Source organism: Sphingomonas sp. LM7 (genome assembly GCF_002002925.1).
Taxonomy (GTDB): Bacteria; Pseudomonadota; Alphaproteobacteria; order Sphingomonadales; family Sphingomonadaceae; genus Sphingomonas.
In genome coordinates, this window is the sequence record NZ_CP019511.1 from 3,371,491 (window position 1) to 3,394,676 (window position 23,186).

Genomic DNA, 23,186 nt, shown 5'->3' on the forward strand with positions numbered 1-23,186 from the left:
GCCCCGGCCATGAGCGCCACCATCCATCGCCTGGGCTCGCGCCCCGAGCCTTCGCTGGAACCGATGCTGCAGTTGGTGGCGAACGACCTGAACCTGGTGAACGCGGTCATCCTCGACCGCATGCAATCGAACATCCCGCTGATTCCAGAACTCGCCGGTCACCTGATCGCGGGCGGCGGCAAGCGGATGCGGCCGATGCTGACGCTCGCGAGCGCACAGTTGCTCGGCTATTCGGGCGCGCGGCACCACCGGCTCGCCGCAGCGGTCGAGTTCATCCACACCGCGACCCTGCTCCACGACGACGTGGTCGATTCGTCCGACCTGCGCCGCGGGCGCCGCACTGCGAACATCATCTGGGGCAATCCGGCGAGCGTGCTGGTCGGCGACTTCCTGTTCAGCCGCAGCTTCGAGCTGATGGTCGAGGACGGTAGCCTCAAGGTGCTCAAGATCCTGAGCAACGCCAGCGCGGTGATCGCCGAGGGCGAAGTAAACCAGCTCACCGCGGTGCGCCGGCTCGACATTTCCGAAGAGCGCTATCTCGACATCATCGGCGCCAAGACCGCGGCGCTGTTTGCTGCGGCATGTCGGATCGCGGCAGTGGTGGCCGAGCGGAGCGAAGCCGAGGAGGCGGCGCTCGACGCCTATGGCCGTAATCTCGGCATCGCCTTCCAGCTGGTCGACGATGCGATCGATTACATCTCGGACGCATCGACGATGGGCAAGGACGCCGGCGACGATTTCCGCGAGGGCAAGATGACGCTGCCGGTGATCCTCGCCTACGCCCGCGGCGACGAGGCGGCGCGCGCGTTCTGGAAGGATGCGATCGGCGGTCGCCGGATCTCCGACGAGGACTTCGCCGAGGCGATCGGCCTGGTTCGCGCCAGCCGCTCGGTGGACGACACGCTGGCGCGCGCCCGGCATTACGGCCAGCGTGCGATCGATGCGCTGGGCGGGTTCGCGCCGGGCGCGGCGAAGGACGCGATGGTCGAGGCCGTCGAGTTCGCGGTCGCTCGGGCGTACTAGGCTTTAAGGCGGTTCGACATTCAACTCCCCCTCCCTGCAAGGGAGGGGTTAGGGGTGAGAAAAGGTCGGGCTCGATGCGCGGCCTTTTCTTTGTTCCGGACGGCTCGTTGGGCTCGCTGGCGCTCGCACCCCCCCCGCCCCCCCCTCGCAGGGAGGGGCGATCGATTAGATCAAAACGCGGCGCGGAGCGTCAGCTGGACCAGCGGGCCCGAATGCTCGCGCTCGATCTCATATTCGTCGAGGTCCCCGGCGGCGCGGTTTTCGAGGATCTCCTCGAGCGAATCCCCGTCGTACTTACGGAAGTCCTCGTACTTCACGCGATCGAGCAGGTTCTGCGCGGAGAGGCGGACGACGAAATTCTGGCCGAAGCGCTTTTCGACGAATGCCTCGAGATCCGGATCGTAACGCAAGCGGACGGTCTCGTCGAAGTTCGATTCGGTCGCGGCGCTGCGACCCGAGATCGTCGCGCCGAAGCTGACGCCGGCGCTGCGCAAATTCTGGATCACGCCGAAATTATAGACGTGGCGCGGCTGGTTGTTGAAGCGGCGCTTCTCTCCGGTGAACGGGTCGGTCGTCTCGCTGTCGAGATAGGTGTAGTTGGCGAAGATGCCGGTGTCGGGCATTCCGAACAGCGTGAGCGGTGCCGACAAGTCGAACTCGACGCCCCACGCCTTGCCGTCGCCGATATTCTGGGGGACGAACGCGCGGCCGTCCGCATTGTCGGGGTTCGCGCCCTGCGAGACCAGTTCGATCAGATCGCTGATGTCGCGGTAGAAGAAATTGACTCCGGCGATGCCGTTGCTGCCGACGCGGTGCTCATAGCCGACATCGACGCCCCAGGCGCGCTGGTTGCGCAGGCTCGGGTTGCCCGTCGTGATATCGTCGTCGCCAGGCGTTTCCTCATCGACGAACGGCGAGAGCAAATCATAATCCGGGCGGCGGATTGTCCGCGCTACCGAGGCGCGGAACTGGCCGCCGGCGGTGGCGTAGCGCAGGCTGAGCGAGGGATTGAGCAGGTCGTCGTCATAGGAGACCGTGCCGGGGATCGACGCCGCGGTGATGTTGCGGCGGGTGATCTCGTAGCGGGCACCGCCATCGATGCTGAGCGGGCCTGCATCGTAGCTCAGCCGGACATAGGGCGAATAGCGGTCTTCCTTGATCCGGAAGACGTTGCTCGAGAACGTGCCGTCGTTGAGGCCGTTGCGCGTCTTGAACAGGAAATCCGAGCCGATCTTGAGCTTGACGCCCTCTTCCGCGCCGAACGCGCCGAAAACCGTGGCGCTGAACTCCTGGTCGGTAATCCGAATCGCGTCTTCTTCGTCGAGTTCGACATCGGTGAGATCGTCGCCATTATCGCCGACGAACACGGTGGTGTCGGTCTTGTCGCGGAACTTGTTCCAGCCGCCGGCGAGGCCGAGCTCGAACCCGCCCAGCGGAATGCGCGCGTCGCCGGTCACGGCATAGGTCTGCTGGCTGATCCGCTCCGCCTGGATTTCGACTTCGTCGAAATCGAGATCGGCGCCGTCGTACGTGAGCGAGGTTTCGTCCTCGTCACGCTTGGTATCGACGAAGAAGCCGTTGAGGCGGATGCGGCCGCCCTCGCCGAACGAATGGCTGATCTCGGCACTGCCCGAGAAATCGGTGCCGTCGCGCGTGTCGCGCTGCGCCTCGAAATTGTCGAACTCGGGATCGGTGACGTAGTTGCTGTCGGCGGGGTTGCCGGGGAAGCGCCTGTCGTCTGTGGTCGGCTCACCGCCGAAGCGGTACGAGACCTTTTCCTTGGGATTGCGGCGCTTCTGATAGTTGAGCGCGACCCAATAGTCGGTCGCTTCGCTGATCTTGCCGGCATAAGCGAGCGCGCCGGTGGGGCGGATCACGCCGTCACGGGTGTTGAGCAGTGCGCCGGCCTTGAGGAAGCCGCCCTGGAATGCGGCCGATTCCTTGGTGACGACATTGAGCGTGCCGGCGATGCCGTCGCTCGGCTGATCGGGACGCGGCGCGCGAACGATCTCGATCCGCTCGACCAGTTCGGCGGGAATGCGATCGACGAAGAAGCTGCCGTCGGCGGCGCCGCCGGGCGCGCGCCGGCCGTTGATCAGCACGTTGGTGAAGCCGCCGGGCAGGCCGCGGAACTGGACCTGGTCATATTCCAGCACGTCCGACGTGAACGTCGCGCCGGGGACTCGCTTGAGCATCTCGCCGACCGATACCGGTTCGAACTTCTGGAAATATTCGAGATCGTAGGAGAGCACCGGATTGGTGTCCGCAGTGCGATTGCGGAAGAAGATCTCGCCGGTGACGATGATTTCGTTCGCGCGCTGCTCGGCCTCGGCGGGCGCTTCACTCACCGGCTGGCCGCTGTCCTGCGCCCGGGCCGGCGCGGCTGCGAGCAACGTCGCGAGCGCGGCCAGCGCGGATCCGCGCATCAGGTGCGAAACAATCATGTCACTTTCCCCCTACAAAGGGGGCATTGCGGCCCCCCGTTCCCGGGGCGCTCAACAGGACGGATGTGAAAATGCGGGGAAGGCACGGCTACAGTTTCGTTACGGCGGCATTTCTTTTGGCCGGCTGCGCCGCCGGAACGCCACCCCAGACCGTCGCGTCGGCGCCCACGGTTAGCGTGCCCGCATCCGCCGAGACCGTCGCGGTCGCCACCCAGATGGCCGACGCCGCCGACGATCCCGCGATCTGGACGCGCGTGGGCGGCTTCGCCTTTGGCGGCAAGGCGCAGGACGGCATCATCCTGGGCACCGACAAGAAAGCCGGGCTGTATGTGTTCGGGCTAGACGGGCAGTCGCTCCAGTTCCTGCCCGAGGGGCTGCTCAACAATGTCGACCTGCGCAGCGCGGGACCGGGCTTCGTGGCCGGTGCTTCGGATCGCGGGCGGATGGGCGTGGCGCTGTATCGCTTCGCCGGCGAGGGACAGCTGAGGCCCGCAGGGTTCGTCAAGTCGGACGTCGTCGAGCCCTATGGCTTCTGCATGGGGCGGATCGACGGTGCGCTGATCGCTGTGCTGATCGCCAAGGACGGGCAGGTCCGCGAATACACGCTCGCCGAGACGGCTTCCGGGATCACCGGAACCGAGCGGCGGCGCTATGCAGTGGGCTCGCAGTCCGAGGGGTGCACGGTCGATGACGCGAGCGCGACGCTGTATATCGGCGAGGAGATGAAGGGCGTGTGGCGCTATCCGCTTCGCGCCGCGGCGGGCACGCGAACGCTGGTTGCCGGGGTGGGCGACGGGCGGCTGGTCGCCGATGTCGAAGGCACCACGTTGATCCGCGACGGCGGGCGCACGCTGCTGCTGGTGTCGAGCCAGGGCGACAGCGCTTTTGCAGTGTGGGACGTCAGCGGCGCGGCGGGAGCCGAGCGCTATGTCGGCCGCTTCCGCGTCGCCGCGGCGGGCGGTGTCGATGCCGTGTCGGGCACCGACGGGCTCGATGCCTGGACCGGGCCGATCGGGCCCTATGGCGAGGGACTGGTCGTCGTGCAGGACGACGTCAACGAAGGCGGCGCGCAGAACTTCAAGCTGGTCGACTGGGCGCGGGTGCGCGCCGCGCTGGGGCTCTAGCAGCGTCGCGGGCCGGCGCCTCGGCGGCGCCGGCTCTCGTGCTCACTCTTCCGGTTCGGCTTCGTCCTCGTCGGTATCGACGCCGAGGGCATCCTCTTCGTCGGTGTCGAGCTGCTCTTCGATCGCTTCGACGATCAGGTCGAGCTGCTCGTAGCCGGCAGTGAATTCGATCGTCTCGCCGTCCTCATCCTCGAGATGCAGCGTGTAATCGCCTTGTGCGTCGGGGGTGATGGTGAACTGTGCCAGCGTGCGTGCCATGTCTCATGCTCCTTAGGCTTCGATTGCGCCAAACCCTGGTTTGGGGAATTGGTTGCGCGCGATGAGCCAGACTTTGCCGATCCACGCCGTATTGCCCCAGTTGCTCGCCGCATTGCGCGACGCGAGCAACGCCGTGCTGGTCGCACCGCCGGGGGCGGGCAAGACCACCGCGGTGGCGCCGGCGCTGCTGAGCGAGCCGTGGTGCAGCGGCGAAATCCTGCTGCTGTCGCCGCGGCGGCTGGCCGCGCGGGCGGCGGCGGAGCGGATGGCGGCGCTGGCCGGCGAACCGGTCGGCCGGACCTTCGGCTACGCCACGCGGATGGACAGCAAGCGTTCGGGTGCGACGCGGGTGACCGTCGTCACCGAGGGGATCTTCGTCAATCGCATCCAGGGCGATCCCGAGCTGGCGGGGGTTTCGGCGGTGCTGTTCGACGAAGTCCATGAGCGCAGCCTCGACAGCGATTTCGGACTGGCGCTCGCGCTCGACGCGCAGGCAGCGCTGCGCCCGGACCTGCGGCTGGTGGCGATGTCGGCGACGCTCGACGGAGTGCGCTTTTCGGGGCTGATGGGGGACGCTCCGGTGATCGAGAGCGAGGGGCGGAGCTGGCCGCTCGAACTGCGCCATCTCGGCCGGGCGGCCGAGGCGCGGATCGAGGATTCGATGACGGCGGCGATCCGCACGGCGCTGCGCGAAGCCGAGGGCGGGGTGCTCGCCTTCCTGCCTGGCGTCGCCGAGATCGAGCGGACTGCCGAGCGACTTAGCGATGTAGGCGGGGTGGTGCTGCACAAGCTGCACGGCAGCCTCGATCCCGGTGCCCAGCGTGCGGCGATCGCGCCGGACGCCGAGGGGCGGCGCAAGCTGGTGTTGGCGACGTCGATCGCCGAGACCTCGCTGACCCTCGACGGGATCCGCGTCGTCGTCGATTCGGGGCTGGCGCGGCGGCCGCGCTACGATCGGGCGGCGGGGATGACCCGGCTGGTGACCGAGCGGGCGAGCCAGGCTTCGGTGACCCAGCGTGCCGGGCGGGCGGCGCGGCAGGGGCCGGGGGTGGCGTATCGGCTGTGGGAGGAAGCGGCGACCGCGGGGCTGCCGCGCTTCGATCCGCCCGAGATATTGGAGGCGGACCTTTCGGCGCTGATGCTCGATTGCGCGCTTTGGGGCGTGGGGGATCCGCGCGAACTCCATTGGCTCGATCCGCCGCCCGAGGCTGCGGTCAGCGAGGCACGGCGCCGGCTGACCGGGCTGGAGGCGCTCGACCAGGACGCGCGGCCGACGGCGCATGGCAAGGCGATTGCCCGGATGCCGCTGCCGCCGCGGCTGGGGCATATGCTGGTGCGCGCCGGGGAGATGGGACTGGCGCGGACCGCGGCGGAAGTCGCGGTGCTGCTCGGCGAGCGCGGGCTGGGCGGCGGGGATGCCGATCTCGAGCTGCGACTGCGGCGCTGGCGGGGCGAGCGCGGGCAACGGGCGGAGAATGGCCGGCGGCTGGCCGAGCGGTGGAGCAAACTGGCGCCGACGTGTCGTTCTCCAGCCCTTCCCCCGACCCCTCCCGCAAGCGGAAGGGGAGCAGAGATCGCTACCTGCATCGCGCTGGCGTTTCCCGACCGGATCGCCAGGCGGCGGGATGCATCCGGCGAGACCTGGGCGTCGGCGGGCGGGCGGGGGTTCCGGCTCGACGGCACATCGCCGCTCGCCCGGGCCGAGTGGCTGGCGGTGGCCGAGACGCAGGGGATGGCGGCGGGGGCGCGGATCCTGTCGGCGGCGGCGATCGATGCCGAGGCCGTCGAGGCGCTGTTCGCCGACCGGATCGAGACGCGGCGCAGCGTGCGGTTCGATTCCGCCACCGGGCGGGTCGAGGCGCTGCGCGAGCGGCGGCTGGGGGCGATCCGGCTGTCGAGCGGGAGCGATTCGGCGGCGAGCCCGGCCGAGATCGAGGCGGCATTGCTGGAAGGGGTGCGCACGCACGGGCTCGGCCTGCTGCCCTGGCCCGAGGCGGCGCAGGCGCTGCGCCAGCGCGCAGCCTATGCCGGGCACGACCTGCTCACCGATGCGTCGCTGCTGGGCAGCCTCGACGAATGGTTGCCTGGGCTGCTTGCCGGCAAAAGGCGGCTCGATGCGGTGGCGGGCGAGGGGCTGACCCAGGCGCTGCAGAATCTGCTCGGCTGGGAGGGGCAGAAGGCGCTCGACCGGCTGGCACCGGCGCGGCTGGAGACGCCCGCCGGATCGAGCCATGCGATCGACTATGCCGCAGAGGGCGGGCCGAGCGTCGAGGTGCGGGTCCAGGCGCTGTTCGGGCTGGGCGTCCATCCCCTGCTCGGTGACGGCACCCCGCTGGTGCTGAGCCTGACTTCGCCCGCGGGCCGCCCGATCCAGACGACGCGCGACTTGCCAGGTTTCTGGACGGGGAGCTGGGCCGCGGTCGCCAAGGAAATGCGCGGGCGCTACCCGCGGCATCCCTGGCCCGACGACCCGGCGAGTGCGTCTGCAACGCTGCGCACCAAAAAGGCTGATGCAAGAAACGCTTCGCCGCGTTAGAGCGGTTGGAATTCATTGGAGGCCCAGGTGAGAACCGCCCGTATCTATCAGCGCCCGAAGAACGCGATGCAGTCGGGCCGCGCCCGCACCGACCAGTGGCTGCTCGAGCTGGAAGCGCTCACCGCGCAGCAGGCCGATCCGCTGACCGGCTGGAACGGCGGCAGCGAGACCACCAACCAGGTGCGCCTCGCCTTCCCGACGCTGGAGGCGGCGACTGCGCATGCCGAGCGGGAGGGCTATGCCTATCATGTCGTCCCCGCGCCGGCGAAGAAGCTCAAGCTGCAGGCCTACGCCGACAATTTCCGGTGAAGTTGACGAAGTTGACGCAAAAGCCGGTTTTGACGGCGGGTTGACTCGGTAAGTCGTTGGTTTTGAAGGGGTGGCTTGGCGGCGGGGTTGACTCGGCGCGCGGCTTCGCGCCTGTGACGCGACATCTGCGCGACACCTGCGCGACACCTGCGCGGCACCTAGTCGACACCTACGCGACACCTACGCGACACCTAGTTGGCGCTGGCGGGCGATCGATTGCACGGTCTCAAAGAGCGGACCCGGAGCGAGTCGCCTCGGGCGTATCAGGCGAAGTCCTACATTGGTAGCCGCGGGGCTGCTTCGTCACCCTGGCCTTGTGCCGGGGTCCACCGGGCGGCAGGCTGCGCAGCCGATGATCGAGCGCATCCCCTGCGTCTACATTCTCGCCAGCGGCTATAACGGTCGGCTCTATACCGGCGCGACCTCGAACCTGGTCGGGCGCGTCCAGCAGCACCGTGCCGGCACGTTCGACGGGCATACCAAGAAGTACGGCATCAAGCGGCTGGTCTATTACGAAGTCGGCGACACGATGGAGGCGGTGTTCCTGCGCGAGAAGCAGATCAAGCGCTATCCCCGCGACTGGAGGCGTAACCTGATTGAGCGGCAGAACCCGGCGTGGAATGACCTTGCGGTGGGGCTGGGGTTGGAGCCGCTGGTGGTCTCGCGTGGCGGCGCAGTGGACCCCGGCACAAGGCCGGGGTGACGGTTTGGGTTCGGGCGGGCGGTTGCCTTCTTCTCGTCGTCACCCCGGACTTGTTCCGGGGTCCACGGTGCGGCGGAAGGGATGCGGCTGGTGGAGTGCTGGGCGCGGGCGGCGCGACTGGAGGCGTAACCTGATCGAGCGGCAGGACCCAGCGTGAAATGACTTCGCGGTGGGGTGGTGCCGAAGCCGCTGCGGTCTTGCTCGGCGAGGCGGTCGACCCTGTTGCCGGCTAACAGGGGGCCGTTTCAAAGTTGAAAGCTTGGATATCGGGTTGTTATCGCTCTAAGTCTCGAAAATATCTCGGAGATGTATCCCAAAGTTTCGTTGAAAGAGGGGAAATAATCTCCGGGATGGGCGCATTCATTTCTTTTCGAGAGCATCCCAAAGAGTGCCTTGGCTTCCGCTTTAGTAAATATATTCATGGCTCCCATAGCTTCGATGAGAGCATATTCAGTGTAGAATTCTGACATCTGTTCGACCGAATTTAGGGTCCATTTCGATCGCACAGCTTTGAGTTTTGTGAACCCATCGCTCGCAATGAGAGTCTGTAGGCAATCAACCATTCCTGCCCAAGCCATCACGTGCGCGGCACGGAAAAGGCCGTTTTCGACGCAACGCAGGCCTTGTCGGAAAATTTCATCTTGACGAAGAGTTAGGCCGGTTAGAGTTACATAACTTTCGTCAAGAGTCACTTTCCTGCTTATAGACGATTCAAGGCCGCCGAATATTCTATGAGATTCAACTTCAAATCGAGATATACGTACAGCCCATTCCTGAATTTCATTTTGAGGCATCGATGAGATGCTTTCTCATTGCGGAAAAGAATTTTTCATAAACTTCGCCTGTGGCGTCTGTGGGGACGACCAGTTCGACGTTGAGGTTAATCGTCATGCCGTTCGCCCCACTCATTGTGTGAGATACTACGGGCGATCCGTTGCTACGAAATTCCTGCCGATCCTGATTTTCAGGCTGGGTCGGAGTCTGGCTGTCGATCTCTTCGAAATCGCCATATTGAGAAAGACTTCGGAAAGTAGAAACCATTTGCTTGACGACGGCATCGCCGACAGTAGTTTTTGCCTTAAAGAAATTCATTAATGCTTCGGCGTCTTTTCTATTGGCATCAGGAAACGTCTTAAAAAGTTCTGCATAGCCAGCTTTTGTACCACGTGCTGTCGCCGCCTGAGGATTTGTTCGAGCATCTTTCCAAAGCTGCTGAGGGACACCGGACGCGTCTATAAAACCAATATGCTTTAGAACTCCCACGACGGAACGGTCATTACTGCTCTTATAGCCCCAGACGGGAAGCTCCTTCGTGGTGAACTTGTCCGGAACTCCGTGTGAACCAATTGCCTTGATGACCGCGATCAGGGTTCCGACATTCTGCGTGTATGGAAACATTGCCCCCTCCTATTGAGGGGACAACATATACAGACGTAAATCAGTGTCCAGTCAGTCGGTTCACTCCGCCGCAATCCCTGCCTTAGCGAACATATCCCCGCTAGCCTCGCCAGCATCCTCGTTCGCCACCGGCAGCACCTTCGCCTTTTGCCGCTTGTCGAACGAATCCCACACTTCGTTCCACTGGCCGCGCGTCGCGCCCTTGGAATATTCGGTCGCGCGCTGTTCGAAGAAATTGGCGTGCTCGACGCCGTTGAGCATCGGGGCGAGCCAGGGGAGGGGGTGTTCGTCGATCATGTAGATCGGCTTGAGGCCGAGCTGGCCCAGCCGCCAGTCGGCGATGTAGCGGATATACTTCTTGATCTCCTTGGGCGTCATGCCGGTCACCGGGCCCTGCTCGAACGCCAGGTCGATGAACGCGTCCTCGAGCCGCACCGTGGTCTGGCACATGTCCATGATGTCGGACTTGACCGACTTGGTCAGGCAGTCGCGCTCCTTGGCGAAGGTGTGGAACAGCTTGATGATGCCTTCGCAGTGCAGCGTCTCGTCGCGGATCGACCAGGTGACGATCTGACCCATGCCCTTCATCTTGTTGAAGCGCGGGAAGTTCATCAGCATCGCGAAGCTGGCGAAGAGCTGGAGCCCCTCGGTGAAGCCGCCGAACATCGCGAGCGTCTTGGCGATGTCCTCGTCGCTGTCGACGCCGAACTTGCCGAGATAGTCGTGCTTGTCCTTCATCTCGCTATATTCGAGGAACATGCCGTATTCGCTTTCGGGCATGCCGATGGTGTCGAGCAGGTGCGAATAGGCGGCGATGTGCACCGTCTCCATGTTGGAGAAGGCGGCGAGCATCATCTTGATCTCGGTCGGCTTGAACACGCGGCCGTATTTCTCGTGGTAGCAATCCTGCACTTCCACGTCGGCCTGGGTAAAGAAGCGGAAGATCTGGGTGAGCAGGTTGCGCTCGTGATCCGAGAGCTTCTGCGCCCAGTCGCGGCAATCCTCGCCGAGCGGCACTTCCTCGGGCAGCCAGTGGAGCTGCTGCTGGCGCTTCCAAAATTCGAACGCCCAAGGGTACTCGAACGGCTTGTAGGTCTTGCGGGCTTCGAGAAGGGACATGGGATTACTCCGGAGAAAATGGAAACAGGATTTTGAAAAGCTCGGGCAGGCTGGCCACGAGAAACATCACGGCAAACGTTCGAACGAAGTGCCATGCGAAGCCATGGGCGACATACGGCACGGGCGTTCTGCTCTCGAGTTCGCGCAGCTCCTCGAAATAGCGGTCGCTGCCGCGAGCGAGCCGTGCCGCGAGGCGGCGTGCATGACGCGCGCGCAGCCATTGATCGAAAGTTGGGCCCAGCCGTGAAGCTATCAAAGCGTAGATCCCCGAAAAGATCAGCGCAGTGGCCGCATAAAAAAGCACGCGCTCCATCATGCCGCCCCCGCCATCGTCGCGACGACTGCGAAGCCGCCGAGGAACAGGCCGAGCGCGAAGAGCATCATGCCCGCGATGCGCAGCGCGTAGCCGGTCGCCTGTGCGTCGGGCAGGCGCAGCGCCTGGCGCGCGAGCGACGGACGCAGCAGCGTCGTCAGCCCGAGCGCGCCGGTGGCGCCGGCCAGTCCGGCCATCAAGGCGAGGCTGCGCGTCACTGGTGGTCGATCACCGTGGTGCGCTTCTCGCGGATCACGCGGTCGCGATAGACGACCTTCTTGCCGCGATTGGCGCCGACGCCGAACACGACGATGCCGAGGAAATAGCCGAAATCATACCAGCCGCCATTGTTGGGCACGGCATAGACCGCGACGTCGGGCATGATCAGCGACAGGCACCACGCCACCGGGAAGATGAAGCCGTGCCACAGGCCCAGCAGGAAGCCGGGCGCGCCGGGGGCGACGCCGCTGCTCACTTGCGTGGCGCAGGCGGAGAGCAGAATGAAGGCGGCGAGTGCCGCGGTGGTGCGGAGATGCTTCATGCACCCCTCCCTTGGTATGAGTGACATGTCGGCCGCGAGGCTGCATCGTTTGTCCGCGATGCGCGTTGGACGCGCGAACCTTCAAGAGGAGAAGCATCATGGCCGACGCAAGTGCAATCAAGGAACATATGGAAGTCATCGGCGCCGACGGCGTCCATGTCGGGACCGTCGACCATGTCGAGGGCAACCGGATCAAGCTGACCAAGAAGGACAGCGGCGCGCAGATCGAGGGTGCCGAGGGTTCGCACGCCGGGCACCATCACTTCATCTCGCTCGGCCTGGTGGCCGATGTCGAGGGTGACCAGGTGCGGCTGTCGGCGAACGCGGACGTCGCGGTGACGTTTGAGGAGGAAGAGAGCGAGGGGTAAAGCCCTAGCGCGCGTCCCCCTCACCCTTCCGGCGCTACGCGCCTCCCTCCCTCTCCCACAAGGGGAGAGGGATTTGGGAACGACCTTTTCCCTCTCCCCTTGTGGGAGAGGGAAGGGGCCCGCGCCATAGGCGTGGGAAGGGTGAGGGGGACGTATCACGCGAAGCTGCCCCGCAATTCGGGCGGCAGGTTCCTGGCGATCCCGGCGAGAACGCCTTCCATGTTTCCCATCACATCGTTGTTCCAGACGCGGATCACGCGATAGCCTTCGGCATTGAGGAACGCGGTGCGCGCGGCGTCGTGATCCTGGCGCTCGGCGTGCGTCGCGTCGTCGACTTCAACGATCAACTTGGCCGCGTGCGAGCAGAAGTCAGAATGGTACGGGCCGAACGGCACCTGCTGGCGAAACTTGGCCTCTGGCAATGCGCGGCGGAGTTCTGCCCATAATGCCTTCTCGACCGGGCCGGATTCGCGGCGCAGCTTGCGCGAGCGAGCAACGGTAGCGGCGGGAAGCAGCTGGCGCCTGGTCAGGCCTTCCGCATTGCCCCTTATCGGACGGCGTGACTCCCCCTCACCCTTCCCACTGCCTTCGGCAGCGGGCCCCTTCCCTCTCTCACAAGGGGAGAGGGAGTGCAGAGGGCGCTCTAGCTCCGCCACCTCACTGGCACGCCAGGCATTCGTCGTAATCCCGGCTCTCGACTTCGAACTTGGGCGCGTCGATCGTGTTGTCGGCTTCGACGCCGCCCGCGAAGCCCGCGCGCTGGACGCTCTTCGAGCGGAGATAATAGAGCGACTTGATGCCGAGCTCCCAGGCGCGGAAGTGGAGCATCAGCAGGTCCCATTTCTCGACGTCGGCCGGGATGAACAGGTTCAGCGACTGCGCCTGGTCGATATAGGGCGCGCGGTCGCCGGCGAGCTCGAGCAGCCAGCGCTGGTCGATCTCGAAGCTGGTCTTGTAGCAATCCTTCTCTTCCTGGCTCAGGAAATCGAGGTGCATGACCGAGCCGCCATGCTCGAGGATCGAATTCCACACGCCGTCCGAATTCTTGCTCTTCTCGTTGAGCAGCTTCTCCAGATACGGGTTCTTGACCGAGAAGCTGCCCGACAGCGTCTTGTGGGTGTAGATGTTGGCCGGGATCGGCTCGATGCACGCGCTGGTGCCGCCGCAGATGATCGAGATCGACGCGGTCGGCGCGATCGCCATCTTGCAGCTGAAGCGCTCCATCACGCCCATGTCGGCGGCGTCGGGGCACGGTCCGCGCTCGACCGCGAGCTGCATCGAGGCTTCGTCGACCTGGCGCTTGATCTGCTTGAACATGCGCAGGTTCCAGCTCTTGGCCATCGCGCCTTCGAAGGCGAGGCCGCGGGCCTGGAGGAAGGAGTGGAAGCCCATGACCCCCAAGCCGACGCTGCGCTCGCGGCTGGCCGAATAGGCGGCCTTTTCCATGCCGGGCTCGGCGCGCTCGATATAGTCGGTCAGGACGTTGTCGAGGAAGCGCATGACGTCCTCGACCAGGCCCTTCTCGTCCTTCCACTGGTCCCAGGTCTCGAGGTTGAGCGAGGACAGGCAGCAGACCGCGGTGCGCTCGTTGCCGAGATGGTCCTTGCCGGTGGGCAAGGTGATCTCGCTGCACAGGTTCGAGGTCGAGACCTTGAGGCCCAGATCGCGGTGATGCTTGGGCATGTTCGAGTTCACGTGATCGGCGAACACGATGTACGGCTCGCCGGTGGCGAGGCGGGTCTCGACCAGCTTCTGGAACAGCGCGCGGGCATCGACCTTGCCGCGCTCGGACTGGTCCTTGGGCGAGCGCAGGATCCACTCGCCGCCGTCACGTACGGCTTCCATGAACGCGTCGGGGATGAGCACGCCGTGGTGGAGGTTGAGTGCCTTGCGGTTGAAGTCGCCCGACGGCTTGCGGATTTCGAGGAACTCCTCGATCTCGGGATGCGAGATGTCGAGATAGCAGGCAGCGGAACCGCGGCGGAGCGAACCCTGCGAGATCGCGAGGGTGAGCGAATCCATCACGCGCACGAAGGGGATGATCCCGCTGGTCTTGCCGTTGAGGCCGACCGGCTCGCCGATGCCGCGGACATTGCCCCAATAGGTGCCGATGCCGCCGCCGCGCGAGGCGAGCCAGACATTCTCGTTCCAAGTGTCGACGATGCCGCCCAGGCTGTCGGGCACCGAATTGAGGAAGCAGCTGATCGGCAGGCCGCGCCCGGTGCCGCCGTTGGACAGGACCGGCGTGGCGGGCATGAACCACAGCTTCGAGATGTAGTCGTAGATGCGCTGGGCGTGCGCGGCATCATCGGCATAGGCCGAGGCGACGCGGACGAAGAGGTCCTGATAATTCTCGCCGGGGAGGAGATAGCGGTCCTTCAGCGTCTCCTTGCCGAATTCGGTGAGCAGCGCGTCGCGCGAGTGATCGACTTCGAGCGCGTAGAGCTGGGGCGCAATGCTGTGCGAGCCCTGGTCCTTGCCGGACTTGGGCGCGGCAGCCTTGGTCTCGGCGGCAATCGTGGCTTCGGCGACGGTATCGTTCACGCTGTTTTCCGTGTCCCTGAATTCCATGGCATCCGACCCCTTTTTGACCCTGCACGCGCCCCTTCGCGAGGGACCGTATTCGACTCGGGGGCAGGATACCGGTGATACCACCGGTGCAGCTTTGCGCGAGAACAAAAAGTGTCCATCGCGCCGAAAGCCGGCACAGCAGCGACCCTTCCGCATATGGTGATGCGGCACGGGTTCTACCAGTGCTTGAGCTTGCCCCTCAGTGCAACCACTACAGATTGTGCCAAACCGAGTCCCGGCACAAGGGGTTAAATCATCGGTTAACCCAACGGTTCGTCGCTAAAATGACTCGGCTCGCGGATCGCCGAAAGGCGCGTTGGTGCCGCGACGCATGGTCCATCCTCGGGTCCCCGAAAGGCAAGAGAACACAGCGCGAACTGCAAAAATATTCCGGGGGAGGAATCGGTGGACACAATGGGTAGTGGTCGGGCTCCGCCATGCGCCCTGACTGAGGCCTGCCTCGCGCAGCGGTCGAAGCGTGACGGAGCGGCATCTCTGCGCGGACGTCGCTTGAGGAAGCGCCCCCTCCGTCGCCTTCTGCGCCACCTCCCTCGCTGCGCGAGGGAGGAATGGAATCGTTCCCAGTGCCGCACGGGATGCGGGATCGTTCCACCCGTTCCGGCTTTATATCGCCATGGCAACGAACGGCGCATCCGAGGGCGAGTGGCAACCCGCGCCGCACGAGCGATCGCCGATGCCCGGATCGCCGCCGACACCGTGGCATCCGCCGGCGCGGCGCGTCGCCTATGCCGCAGTCGGCGCGCTGGTGGTTATGGCGGGTGCGCTGGGCAACGCCATCGTCACGGCGAACCTGGCCAGCCTGCAGGGTTCGCTCGGGCTGTATTCGGCCGAGATCCAGTGGCTGCCGACGGTCTATGTGATGACCAATGTCTGCGCCAACATGCTGCTGATCAAGTTCCGCCAGCAATTCGGCATTCGGCTGTTTGCTCAGATATTCCTGATCGGCTTCCTGATCACCACCGGCGCGCATCTGTTCGTCCACAGTTTCTGGTCGGCGATCGCGGTGCGCGCGTTCAGCGGGATCGCCGCGGCGGCGCTGAGCACGGTCGGGCTGCTCTATTTCATCCAGTCGGTGCCCGCGGAGCACCGGCTCAAGGGGCTGGTCGCGGCGATCTCGCTGCCGCAGCTCGCAGTGCCGCTGGCGCGGCTGTTCCCCAGCGAAGCGTTCGAAGCCGATCGCTGGCAGAGCATGTATCTGTTCGAGCTGGGGCTGGCATTGCTGTGCCTTGCCGGAGTGCGGCTGCTGGCGCTGCCCCCGGTCGAACGGACCAAGGTGTTCGAGCCGCTCGATTTCGTCAGCTTCCCGCTGTTCGCCGGCGGCATGGCCTTGCTCTGCGCAGTGCTGGGCATGGGGCGGACCCTGTGGTGGTTCGAGGCGCCGTGGATCGCGCCGGCGCTGATCGCGGCGGCGGTGCTGATCCCGATCGCCGTGATCATCGAGCATTACCGCACCAATCCGCTGCTCAACACGCGCTGGCTGGGGAGCGGCGACATCCTTCGCTTCGCATTGGTGGCGATCCTCGTGCGGATCGTGCTGTCCGAGCAGACCATCGGCGCGACCGGGCTGCTGACGACGCTGGGGATGGGGCCGGACCAGATGCGCGGGCTGTATTTCGTCGTGCTGCTTGCAACGGCAGCGGGCGGGATCGTCAGCGCATGGACGATCGACCCGACCTTTCTGGGGCGGCCGATCCTGATCGCGCTGGCGCTGATCGCCCTGGGGGCGTGGCTCGATTCAAGCTCGACCAACCTCACCCGGCCGCACGACATGTATGTCAGCCAGGCGCTGCTCGGCTTTGCCGGGGCGCTGTTCATCGGGCCGGCGATGCTGGTCGGGCTCACACGCGCATTGCAGCAGGGGCCGACGCATTTCGTCAGCTTTTCGGCGCTGTTCGGGATCACCCAGAATCTGGGCGGACTGTTCGGTTCGGCGATGCTCGGCAGCTTCCAGGTCCTGCGCGAGCGGGTGCATAGCGGCGAGATCACTGCGGGGCTGACGCTCGCCGATCCGCTGGTGGCGCAGCGCGTCCAGCAGAATGCCGCGGCCTATGGCCGGGTGCTCGGCGATCCGGCGCTGCGGCAGGCCGAGGGTGCGGCGATCCTAGCGCAACAGGCGAGCCGCGAGGCGAACATCCTCGCCTATAATGACGTGTTCCTGCTGATCGCGGCGATCGCGCTGGGAACGATCATCTGGGCGTCGATCCACATCACGCGCATCCGCCGCGAGAATCTGGCGCGCGCCGCGGCCGCGCAAGCAGGAGCGAAGCATGGCTGACAGCAATCCCCCGCCGCTGGAGGCCGAGCCCGTCGAACAAGCGCCGGCGCCGACCAATGCGGGCGCGGATCCGCAGCCGGCACCCGAGGCGCGGCGCTGGACTCCGCCGCGGCCGGGCACGCTGTCGCTGCTCGTCATCGGCGTGCTGGTGATCGCCGGCGTGGTCGCGATCCTGATGGCGTGGCGGATCGGGCCGTTCGCCGGATCCACCGAATCGACCGAGAATGCATTCGTGCGCGGGCAGGTGACGATCGTCAGCCCGCAAGTGAGCGGCTATGTCACCGCGGTGCCGGTACAGGATTTCGCGACGGTGAAGCCCGGCGACGTGCTCGCGCGGATCGACGACCGGATCTATCGCCAGCGCGTCGAGCAGGCGCGCGCCAATGTCGCCAATGCGCGGTCGTCGCTGGCGAATACGCCGCAACAGGCGGCGTCGCGCGCGGCGAGCCTCGGCTCGCAGCAAGCCGGGGTCGAGGCGGCGCGGGCGCAATTGACGCGCGCGCAGGCCGACAATGCCCGGATCGAGGAGCTGGCGCGGCAGGGCTTCGTCGCCAATCGCGAGCGCGATTCGAGCCGCGCCGCGCTGCGCCAGGCGCAAGCCGATTTGCGCCAGGCCGAAGCGGCGCGGACGATCGCGCAGGAGGATATTCGCAGCGTCGATGTGGGGCGCGGCGGACTGGAGGCGAGTGTCGAATCGGCGCAGGCGGCGTTGCGGCTGGCCGAGATCGACCTGGCCAACACGGTGATCCGCGCGCCGGTGGCGGGCGAGCTCGGCGAGATCGGGGTGCGGCAGGGGCAATATGTCACCGCGGGCACGCAATTGATGTCGCTGGTGCCGCACCAGCTCTGGGTGATCGCCAATTTCAAGGAAGCGCAGACGGCGAAGATCCGGCCGGGCGCAGCGGCGCGCTTCCGCGTCGATGCGCTGGGCGGCGAGCGGCTGACCGGGCGCGTCGAGCAGCTTGCGCCGGCGGCGGGATCGGAGTTCGCCGTGATCCGCTCCGACAATGCCAGCGGCAATTTCGTCAAGGTGCCGCAGCGGATTGCAGTGCGGATCCGGATCGATCCGGGGCAGGAAGCAGCGGCGCGGCTGCGGCCGGGGATGTCGGTCGAGGCCGACGTGGAGCGGGTGCGGTAGGGGACTGGAGTCGGGTTGCTGGCGATCCGTTAGCGAACCCTCGTTCCCCTCCCTGCAAGGGAGGGGTCAGGGGTGGGTTGGCGAGCGGAGCGAAGCCACTCTAACCTCTCCGCATGCTGCGCCGAGTCGATCCGCGCCTGACCGCTCGCGCACGCGAACTGCGCAACAATCCGACGCCGGCCGAGATTGCGATCTGGCAGCGTGTTTCCCGCTACCGCCCGCCCTGCACCCGACAGTACGTCGAAGCGCCTTTCATCATCGACCTGGTCTGTAGAAAGGCAAAGCTCGCCATCGAACTTGACGGCAGCCAGCATATAGATGCCGTCGATGCCGACGCCCGGCGCACGGCGTATCTTCAGTCCCAAGGCTGGCGCGTAATCCGATTGTGGAATTCGGACGTGCTAGCGAATCCCGATGGAGCGGCCCAACACATCCTGTCCACCGCCGCCGAGTGCCTCGGCGGCACCCACCCCCAACCCCTCCCTTCCAGGGAGGGGCGTGCAAGACGACCACGCTATCGCTGAACGCAACTCCACCTTCGCCTTTCCGTCCCTCAAAACCCCTCGAACCACCCGGCATCGCGCAGGTCGGGCAGGGCCGAGCGGCTGACCGGGGCGATGACGCCGCGCGGGAGCGTCAGCTCGGCGCGGCCGTCCTTGCGGTCGATCGACTGGATCGCGGCGCGGGCGACCCACCAGCTGCGGTGGGTGCGGGCGCCTTCCAGCGGGACGAGCTCGGGGATGGCGTCGCTCATCCGCATCAGGATGAGGTCCGAGCCCAGGTCGGTATGGACGCGGAGATAATGGTCCTCGGCCTCGATCGCATGGATCGCGGCGTCGCGCAGATGGCGGGGGAGGCGCTCGGCGAGGCGGGGGCGGGCGGGTTCGGCGGGGGCGACCGGTTCGGGGGCGGGAACCGCCGCGCGCGCGGTGGTGTAGTTGATCGCCGTGATCACGCTGGTGACGGCGAGCACCATCCCGAACAACGTGAGGATATAGCCCGCGCTCGCGGTGGTACGGTCGAAGAAGAGCGCAGTCCCAACCAGCACGACGAGCGTCAGCGGCAGCGCGATGCACAGGCTCACTGCGGCGGCTTCGAACCATGGGCGATCGGACAATACGCCCCACGCGCGGATACCGGCGGTGACGAGGATGCCGATCAGCGCACCGGCTCCCATCACCACCAGCCAATAGCCCAGCCGCGGCAGCAGCGAAATCGAATCGGTGCCGAACGCGCCGGTCAGCGTCATCACGAAGGCGGCGATGGTGGGGACCAGCACGCCGCGGCGATAGCTTTGCCGGGGGCGCGCCGTTCGCGAAGCGCGAATGGCATTTCCCTGCAACTCACGCATCCACACCCCCCGCGCACGCAAATACGAATGACGCAGGCCTCTTAGCCGGACCATCTTGCGCCAGTCGATTGCAAAGGGATTTCGCATGATCAAGCCGCTTCTCGCCGCCGCCCTGTTGGCGCTCGCCGCACCGCTGCCGGCGATGGCCGGACCGGGCCAGCCGGGCGTCACGCTCACATTCACGGGCGTGAAGGCGCATCAGGGCAAGGTGCTGATCGCGATCTATGACGAAGCCGGCTGGGCAGGGGGCAAGCCGGTGCGGGTGGCGATCGCCGATGCGTCGGGCGCCGAAGTGGCGGCGAAGGTCGAAGGGCTGGCGCCGGGGCGCTACGGCGTGAAGGCGTTCCACGACGTGGATGGCGACGGCAAGATGGGGATGAACCCGTTCGGCATTCCGCTCGAGCCGTTCGGCTTTTCGCGCGACGCAGTCGGCCTGGGCGGTCCCGCGGCGTGGGCCGATGCGGCGTTCGCCGTGACTGCGGGCGACGCGGTCCAGACGATCACGCTGCGCTGAGGCCGGGGAACATGGATTTCAATCGCCGCCAGTTGCTGGGTGCCGGAGCCCTGGGCGCGGCTTCGATGCTGCTCCCGCCCGAGAAGCTGTTCGCGGCGATGCTGCCGGCCGACTGGACGCTGGGCGTCGCCGATGTCGAGACCGACATGGCGCCGCGGTCGATGCGCCGGGTCCATGGCCGCGCGCCGGCGGACTTCAAGGGCGTGCTCTATCGCAACGGCCCGGCCAAGTTCCGCCGCGCCGGGAGCAACGCGACGCATTGGTTCGACGGCGACGGGCTGGTCCGCCGCTTCGCAATCGACGACGGCGAGGCGCGGCTGGCGGCGCGGTTCGTCGATACCGACAAGCGCCGGCAGGAGACCAAGGCCGACGCGATCATCCTGCCCGGCTTCGGCACGCCGCAGCGGGCAGGGGCGGTGGTCACCGGCCCGGACTCGGCCAATGCCGCGAATACCAGCGTGATGATGGCGGGCGACCAGCTCTGGGCATTGTGGGAAAGCGGGTCGGCCTATGCGCTCGATCCCGACAGCCTCGCGACGATCGGGCCCAGGGTATTGCGCCCCGATTTGGCGCAGATGCCGTTCCTTGCGCATCCGCGGGTCGAGCCCGACGGGACGGTGTGGAATCTGGGGCTCTCCGGCGCGCGGGCGATGGTGTGGAAGCTGCGCGCCGACGGCAGCCTGATCGCGGCGAGCCCGCTCAAGCTGCCGCGCGCGAGCTATATCCATGATTTCACCACCACCGCGCGGCACCTCGTCATCGTGCTCCAGCCCTGGGTGCAGGTGCGGCACGCTATGCCCTATTCGGCGATGTTCGACTGGCGGCCCGAGACGGGAACGCAGGTGATGGTGGTCGACAAGGACGATCTGACCCGCAGCCGGATCTTCGAGCTGCCGGCGTTCAGTTTCTTTCATCTCGGCGACGCCTGGGAAGAAAGCGACGGCACGATCCGTTTCGACGGCTGCGTATCGGAGAACCCCGCGTTCGCGATGACGGAAGCGGCGGACTTGCTCGTCGGGCATGCGCGCGTCTCCCCGCCGCCGGTGCTGGCGATGGTGGCGCTGCACGCCGATGGGCGCGGCGAGCTGGCGCGAACCGGGATCAAGGCCGAGTTCCCCCAGAACGACCGGCGCCGTTCGGGGCTGTCGCGGCGGTTCACGGCCTTTGCCGGACTGTACAATGCCGAGCGGCCGCTGGCGCGCGGGGTGGGGCTGTTCGACTGGGCGAAGGGCAGCGCGCGCAGCTATGATTTCGGCGCGCGGCAACTGGTCGAGGAATTCCTGTTCGTGCCGCGCGGCGCGGACGAGGGCGATGGCTGGCTGATTGGAACGACCGTCAACCTCGATGCGAAGGCGACCGAGCTGCATATGCTCGACGCGCGGCGAATCGAGGCGGGGCCGGTGGCGACGTGGCGCGCCGATGTCGCGTTGCCGGTGGGGTTTCACGGGACTTTCCGCCGGGGATGAGGCGCTCTAGGCTGGGCGCCGGTTTCGGGGGACGGCGCATGCGGACGGGGTTGCTGGCACTGGCATTGATCGCGGGTGCGCCCGCGGCGGCGCAGGACATCGTGATCCGCGAGCTTCCTTCGACTGTCGCCGCGTTCCAGGAGAAGTCCATCGACGCGCAGCAGGCGATGATGGCGTCGGGCCAGCTGAGCAGCGCGCAGATCACCGAACTCTATATCGAGCGGATCAAGATACTCGATCAAGCCGGCCCGAATTTGCGTTCGGTGATCGCGATCTCGCCCAATGCGATCGAGCAGGCGCGGGCCAGCGATGCGCGGCGCAAGGCCGGCAAGCTCAAGGGGCCGCTCGACGGCATTCCGGTGCTGATCAAGGACAATATCGACACCAGGGAGCTGCCGACCACGGCCGGCAGCCTTGCGCTCGCCGACAACTGGACGCGGCGTGACGCGCCGATGGTGGCGCTGCTGCGGGCACAGGGCGCGGTGATCCTCGGCAAGACCAATCTCAGCGAATGGGCGAACATCCGATCGAACAATTCGATGAGCGGGTGGAGCGCGGTCGGCGGGCTGGTGCGCAACCCCTATGCGCTCGATCGTTCGGCGTGCGGATCGTCGAGCGGCTCGGGCGCGGCGGTGGCGGCGAGCCTCGCGGCGGTGGCCGTGGGAACCGAGACCGACGGATCGGTGGTGTGCCCTGCCGCGATGAACGGGCTGGTCGGGTTGAAGCCTACGCTGGGGCTGGTCAGCCGGACGCATGTCGTGCCGATCAGCCATAGCCAGGACACGCCGGGACCGATGGCGCGGAGCGTTAAGGATGCGGCGATCCTGTTCTCGGCGATCGTGGGCAGCGATCCCAGGGATGCGGCTACCGCTGAGGCCGATCGTTATCGCAAGGATTTTGCCGCCGGACTGTCGGCGGATGCGCTCAAGGGGATGCGCGTCGGATATTGGAAGCCCGAGATGGACGGCGATCTCGCCGCGCGGTTCGACAGGGCGCTGGATGAGCTGCGCGCGGCGGGGGCGGTGCTGGTCGAAGTGAAGATGCCCGAGCTCAAGGGGCTGGGCGATGCCGAGGGCGAAGTGCTCTACACCGAGCTCAAGGACGATCTGGCCGCCTATCTCGCGACGACCTCGGCCAAGGTGCGGACGCTGGCCGACGTGATTGCGTTCAACGAGGCGAACAAGGCGGCCGAGATGCCGTTCTTCGGGCAGGAGAGTTTCCTCAAGGCCGAGAAGACGCGCGGGACCGGGGACCCGGAGTATCTCGGTGCGCGGGCGAAGTCGCTGCGGCTGGCGGGGGTCGAGGGGATCGATGCGATGCTCAAGGCGGGCAATGTCCAGCTATTGGTGACGCCGACCTATGGCACGCCGTGGCTGAGCGATCCGGCGCATGGCGACCAGTTCACCGGGCCATCGGCGAGCCAGTTGCCGGCGGTGTCGGGCTATCCGCATCTGACCGTGCCGATGGGGCTGGTCGATGGGCTGCCGGCGGGGCTGTCGTTCATCGGCACGGCGTATTCGGACGGCCTGCTGCTCCACGCGGGCTATGCGTATGAGCAGGCGACCAAGGCGCGGGTCGCGCCGCGTTATCTTCCGACGGTGGCGGTGGATCTGGGGTCGCAGCGGCCGCGATAAAGAGCAATGCCCTCCCGTTCGTTTCGAGCGAAGTCGAGAAACCGCCCCACGCGTTGGAACCCGTTTCTCGACTTCGCTCG

At 66.3% G+C, this 23,186-nt stretch carries 23 protein-coding genes; 12 read left to right on the top strand and 11 right to left on the bottom strand.

Annotated features, from left to right (window positions below):
- The first annotated feature begins 9 nt into the window (after positions 1-9).
- Positions 10-1,023 carry a polyprenyl synthetase family protein gene (locus BXU08_RS15685; protein WP_077510907.1) on the top strand — a complete coding sequence of 338 codons (1,014 nt, stop codon included), beginning with the start codon at positions 10-12 and terminating at the stop codon, positions 1,021-1,023.
- 170 nt (positions 1,024-1,193) lie between these two features.
- Here the strand turns inward: BXU08_RS15685 and BXU08_RS15690 are convergent, their stop codons facing one another.
- Positions 1,194-3,467, bottom strand: a complete 2,274-nt coding sequence (locus BXU08_RS15690; protein ID WP_077510908.1) for a TonB-dependent siderophore receptor — start codon at positions 3,465-3,467, stop codon at positions 1,194-1,196.
- Between the two features lie 71 nt (positions 3,468-3,538).
- On the opposite strand from BXU08_RS15690, the gene BXU08_RS15695 reads away from it, so the two are divergent.
- Entirely contained in the window at positions 3,539-4,591 is a 1,053-nt protein-coding gene (locus BXU08_RS15695) for a phytase (RefSeq protein ID WP_077512481.1), read from the top strand.
- 42 nt (positions 4,592-4,633) lie between these two features.
- Here BXU08_RS15695 and BXU08_RS15700 read toward each other — a convergent pair whose 3' ends face one another.
- Positions 4,634-4,849, bottom strand: a complete 216-nt coding sequence (locus BXU08_RS15700; RefSeq protein ID WP_077510909.1) for a hypothetical protein — start codon at positions 4,847-4,849, stop codon at positions 4,634-4,636.
- A gap of 61 nt (positions 4,850-4,910) precedes the next feature.
- On the opposite strand from BXU08_RS15700, the gene hrpB reads away from it, so the two are divergent.
- The 3 genes from hrpB (at position 4,911) to BXU08_RS15715 (ending at position 8,397) form a co-directional block, all read left to right on the top strand.
- The gene (gene hrpB / locus BXU08_RS15705) at positions 4,911-7,385 is read left to right on the top strand and encodes an ATP-dependent helicase HrpB (RefSeq protein WP_077510910.1); all 2,475 of its coding nucleotides are present in this window, start codon (positions 4,911-4,913) and stop codon (positions 7,383-7,385) included.
- Between the two features lie 27 nt (positions 7,386-7,412).
- Positions 7,413-7,694, top strand: a complete 282-nt coding sequence (locus BXU08_RS15710; protein WP_077512483.1) for an ETC complex I subunit — start codon at positions 7,413-7,415, stop codon at positions 7,692-7,694.
- 352 nt (positions 7,695-8,046) lie between these two features.
- The gene (locus tag BXU08_RS15715; RefSeq protein WP_077510911.1) at positions 8,047-8,397 is read left to right on the top strand and encodes a GIY-YIG nuclease family protein; all 351 of its coding nucleotides are present in this window, start codon (positions 8,047-8,049) and stop codon (positions 8,395-8,397) included.
- A gap of 245 nt (positions 8,398-8,642) precedes the next feature.
- Here BXU08_RS15715 and BXU08_RS19625 read toward each other — a convergent pair whose 3' ends face one another.
- The 6 genes from BXU08_RS19625 to BXU08_RS15735 all read right to left on the bottom strand — a co-directional run bounded on the left by BXU08_RS19625 (position 8,643) and on the right by BXU08_RS15735 (position 11,768).
- The gene (locus BXU08_RS19625; protein WP_150125550.1) at positions 8,643-9,089 is read right to left on the bottom strand and encodes a hypothetical protein; all 447 of its coding nucleotides are present in this window, start codon (positions 9,087-9,089) and stop codon (positions 8,643-8,645) included.
- An 88-nt stretch (positions 9,090-9,177) separates the two neighbouring features.
- Positions 9,178-9,795, bottom strand: a complete 618-nt coding sequence (locus tag BXU08_RS19630; RefSeq protein ID WP_150125551.1) for a DUF5343 domain-containing protein — start codon at positions 9,793-9,795, stop codon at positions 9,178-9,180.
- A gap of 60 nt (positions 9,796-9,855) precedes the next feature.
- Positions 9,856-10,914 carry a ribonucleotide-diphosphate reductase subunit beta gene (locus BXU08_RS15720; RefSeq protein ID WP_077510912.1) on the bottom strand — a complete coding sequence of 353 codons (1,059 nt, stop codon included), beginning with the start codon at positions 10,912-10,914 and terminating at the stop codon, positions 9,856-9,858.
- A gap of 4 nt (positions 10,915-10,918) precedes the next feature.
- Entirely contained in the window at positions 10,919-11,230 is a 312-nt protein-coding gene (locus BXU08_RS15725) for a hypothetical protein (RefSeq protein ID WP_150125552.1), read from the bottom strand.
- On the bottom strand, positions 11,227-11,445 hold the full coding sequence (locus BXU08_RS15730; protein ID WP_077510914.1) for a hypothetical protein: 219 nt from the start codon (positions 11,443-11,445) through the stop codon (positions 11,227-11,229). Before BXU08_RS15730 ends, BXU08_RS15725 begins: the two co-directional genes overlap by 4 nt.
- The gene (locus BXU08_RS15735) at positions 11,442-11,768 is read right to left on the bottom strand and encodes a hypothetical protein (protein WP_077510915.1); all 327 of its coding nucleotides are present in this window, start codon (positions 11,766-11,768) and stop codon (positions 11,442-11,444) included. The genes BXU08_RS15730 and BXU08_RS15735 overlap by 4 nt, the downstream gene beginning before the upstream one ends.
- A 98-nt stretch (positions 11,769-11,866) precedes the next feature.
- Between BXU08_RS15735 and BXU08_RS15740 the strand changes: the two genes are divergently transcribed.
- Positions 11,867-12,136, top strand: a complete 270-nt coding sequence (locus BXU08_RS15740; RefSeq protein ID WP_077510916.1) for a DUF2171 domain-containing protein — start codon at positions 11,867-11,869, stop codon at positions 12,134-12,136.
- A 155-nt stretch (positions 12,137-12,291) separates the two neighbouring features.
- Here BXU08_RS15740 and BXU08_RS15745 read toward each other — a convergent pair whose 3' ends face one another.
- Complete coding sequence (locus tag BXU08_RS15745; protein WP_253190391.1) at positions 12,292-12,792, bottom strand: endonuclease domain-containing protein; 501 nt, start codon at positions 12,790-12,792, stop codon at positions 12,292-12,294.
- A gap of 1 nt (position 12,793) precedes the next feature.
- Positions 12,794-14,707, bottom strand: coding sequence for a ribonucleoside-diphosphate reductase subunit alpha (locus BXU08_RS15750; RefSeq protein WP_077510917.1), 1,914 nt, complete (start codon positions 14,705-14,707; stop codon positions 12,794-12,796).
- 694 nt (positions 14,708-15,401) lie between these two features.
- Between BXU08_RS15750 and BXU08_RS15755 the strand changes: the two genes are divergently transcribed.
- The 3 genes from BXU08_RS15755 to BXU08_RS15765 all read left to right on the top strand — a co-directional run bounded on the left by BXU08_RS15755 (position 15,402) and on the right by BXU08_RS15765 (position 18,665).
- Positions 15,402-17,003 carry an MFS transporter gene (locus tag BXU08_RS15755; RefSeq protein WP_253190392.1) on the top strand — a complete coding sequence of 534 codons (1,602 nt, stop codon included), beginning with the start codon at positions 15,402-15,404 and terminating at the stop codon, positions 17,001-17,003.
- Complete coding sequence (locus BXU08_RS15760) at positions 16,996-18,141, top strand: HlyD family secretion protein (RefSeq protein ID WP_077510919.1); 1,146 nt, start codon at positions 16,996-16,998, stop codon at positions 18,139-18,141. The genes BXU08_RS15755 and BXU08_RS15760 overlap by 8 nt, the downstream gene beginning before the upstream one ends.
- A 113-nt stretch (positions 18,142-18,254) precedes the next feature.
- Positions 18,255-18,665 carry a DUF559 domain-containing protein gene (locus tag BXU08_RS15765; protein ID WP_366926567.1) on the top strand — a complete coding sequence of 137 codons (411 nt, stop codon included), beginning with the start codon at positions 18,255-18,257 and terminating at the stop codon, positions 18,663-18,665.
- Positions 18,666-18,694: 29 nt separating this feature from the next.
- Here BXU08_RS15765 and BXU08_RS15770 read toward each other — a convergent pair whose 3' ends face one another.
- A complete protein-coding gene (locus BXU08_RS15770; RefSeq protein WP_171982541.1) occupies positions 18,695-19,492 on the bottom strand; it encodes a LytTR family DNA-binding domain-containing protein in 798 nt (265 codons plus the stop codon).
- An 85-nt stretch (positions 19,493-19,577) separates the two neighbouring features.
- On the opposite strand from BXU08_RS15770, the gene BXU08_RS15775 reads away from it, so the two are divergent.
- From BXU08_RS15775 to BXU08_RS15785, 3 genes are read left to right on the top strand one after another with little or no spacing between them, the layout of a single operon-like run.
- On the top strand, positions 19,578-20,006 hold the full coding sequence (locus BXU08_RS15775; protein WP_077510921.1) for a DUF2141 domain-containing protein: 429 nt from the start codon (positions 19,578-19,580) through the stop codon (positions 20,004-20,006).
- 11 nt (positions 20,007-20,017) lie between these two features.
- A complete protein-coding gene (locus BXU08_RS15780) occupies positions 20,018-21,472 on the top strand; it encodes a carotenoid oxygenase family protein (RefSeq protein WP_077510922.1) in 1,455 nt (484 codons plus the stop codon).
- Positions 21,473-21,510: 38 nt separating this feature from the next.
- On the top strand, positions 21,511-23,106 hold the full coding sequence (locus BXU08_RS15785; RefSeq protein WP_077510923.1) for an amidase: 1,596 nt from the start codon (positions 21,511-21,513) through the stop codon (positions 23,104-23,106).
- Positions 23,107-23,186 lie beyond the last annotated feature (80 nt).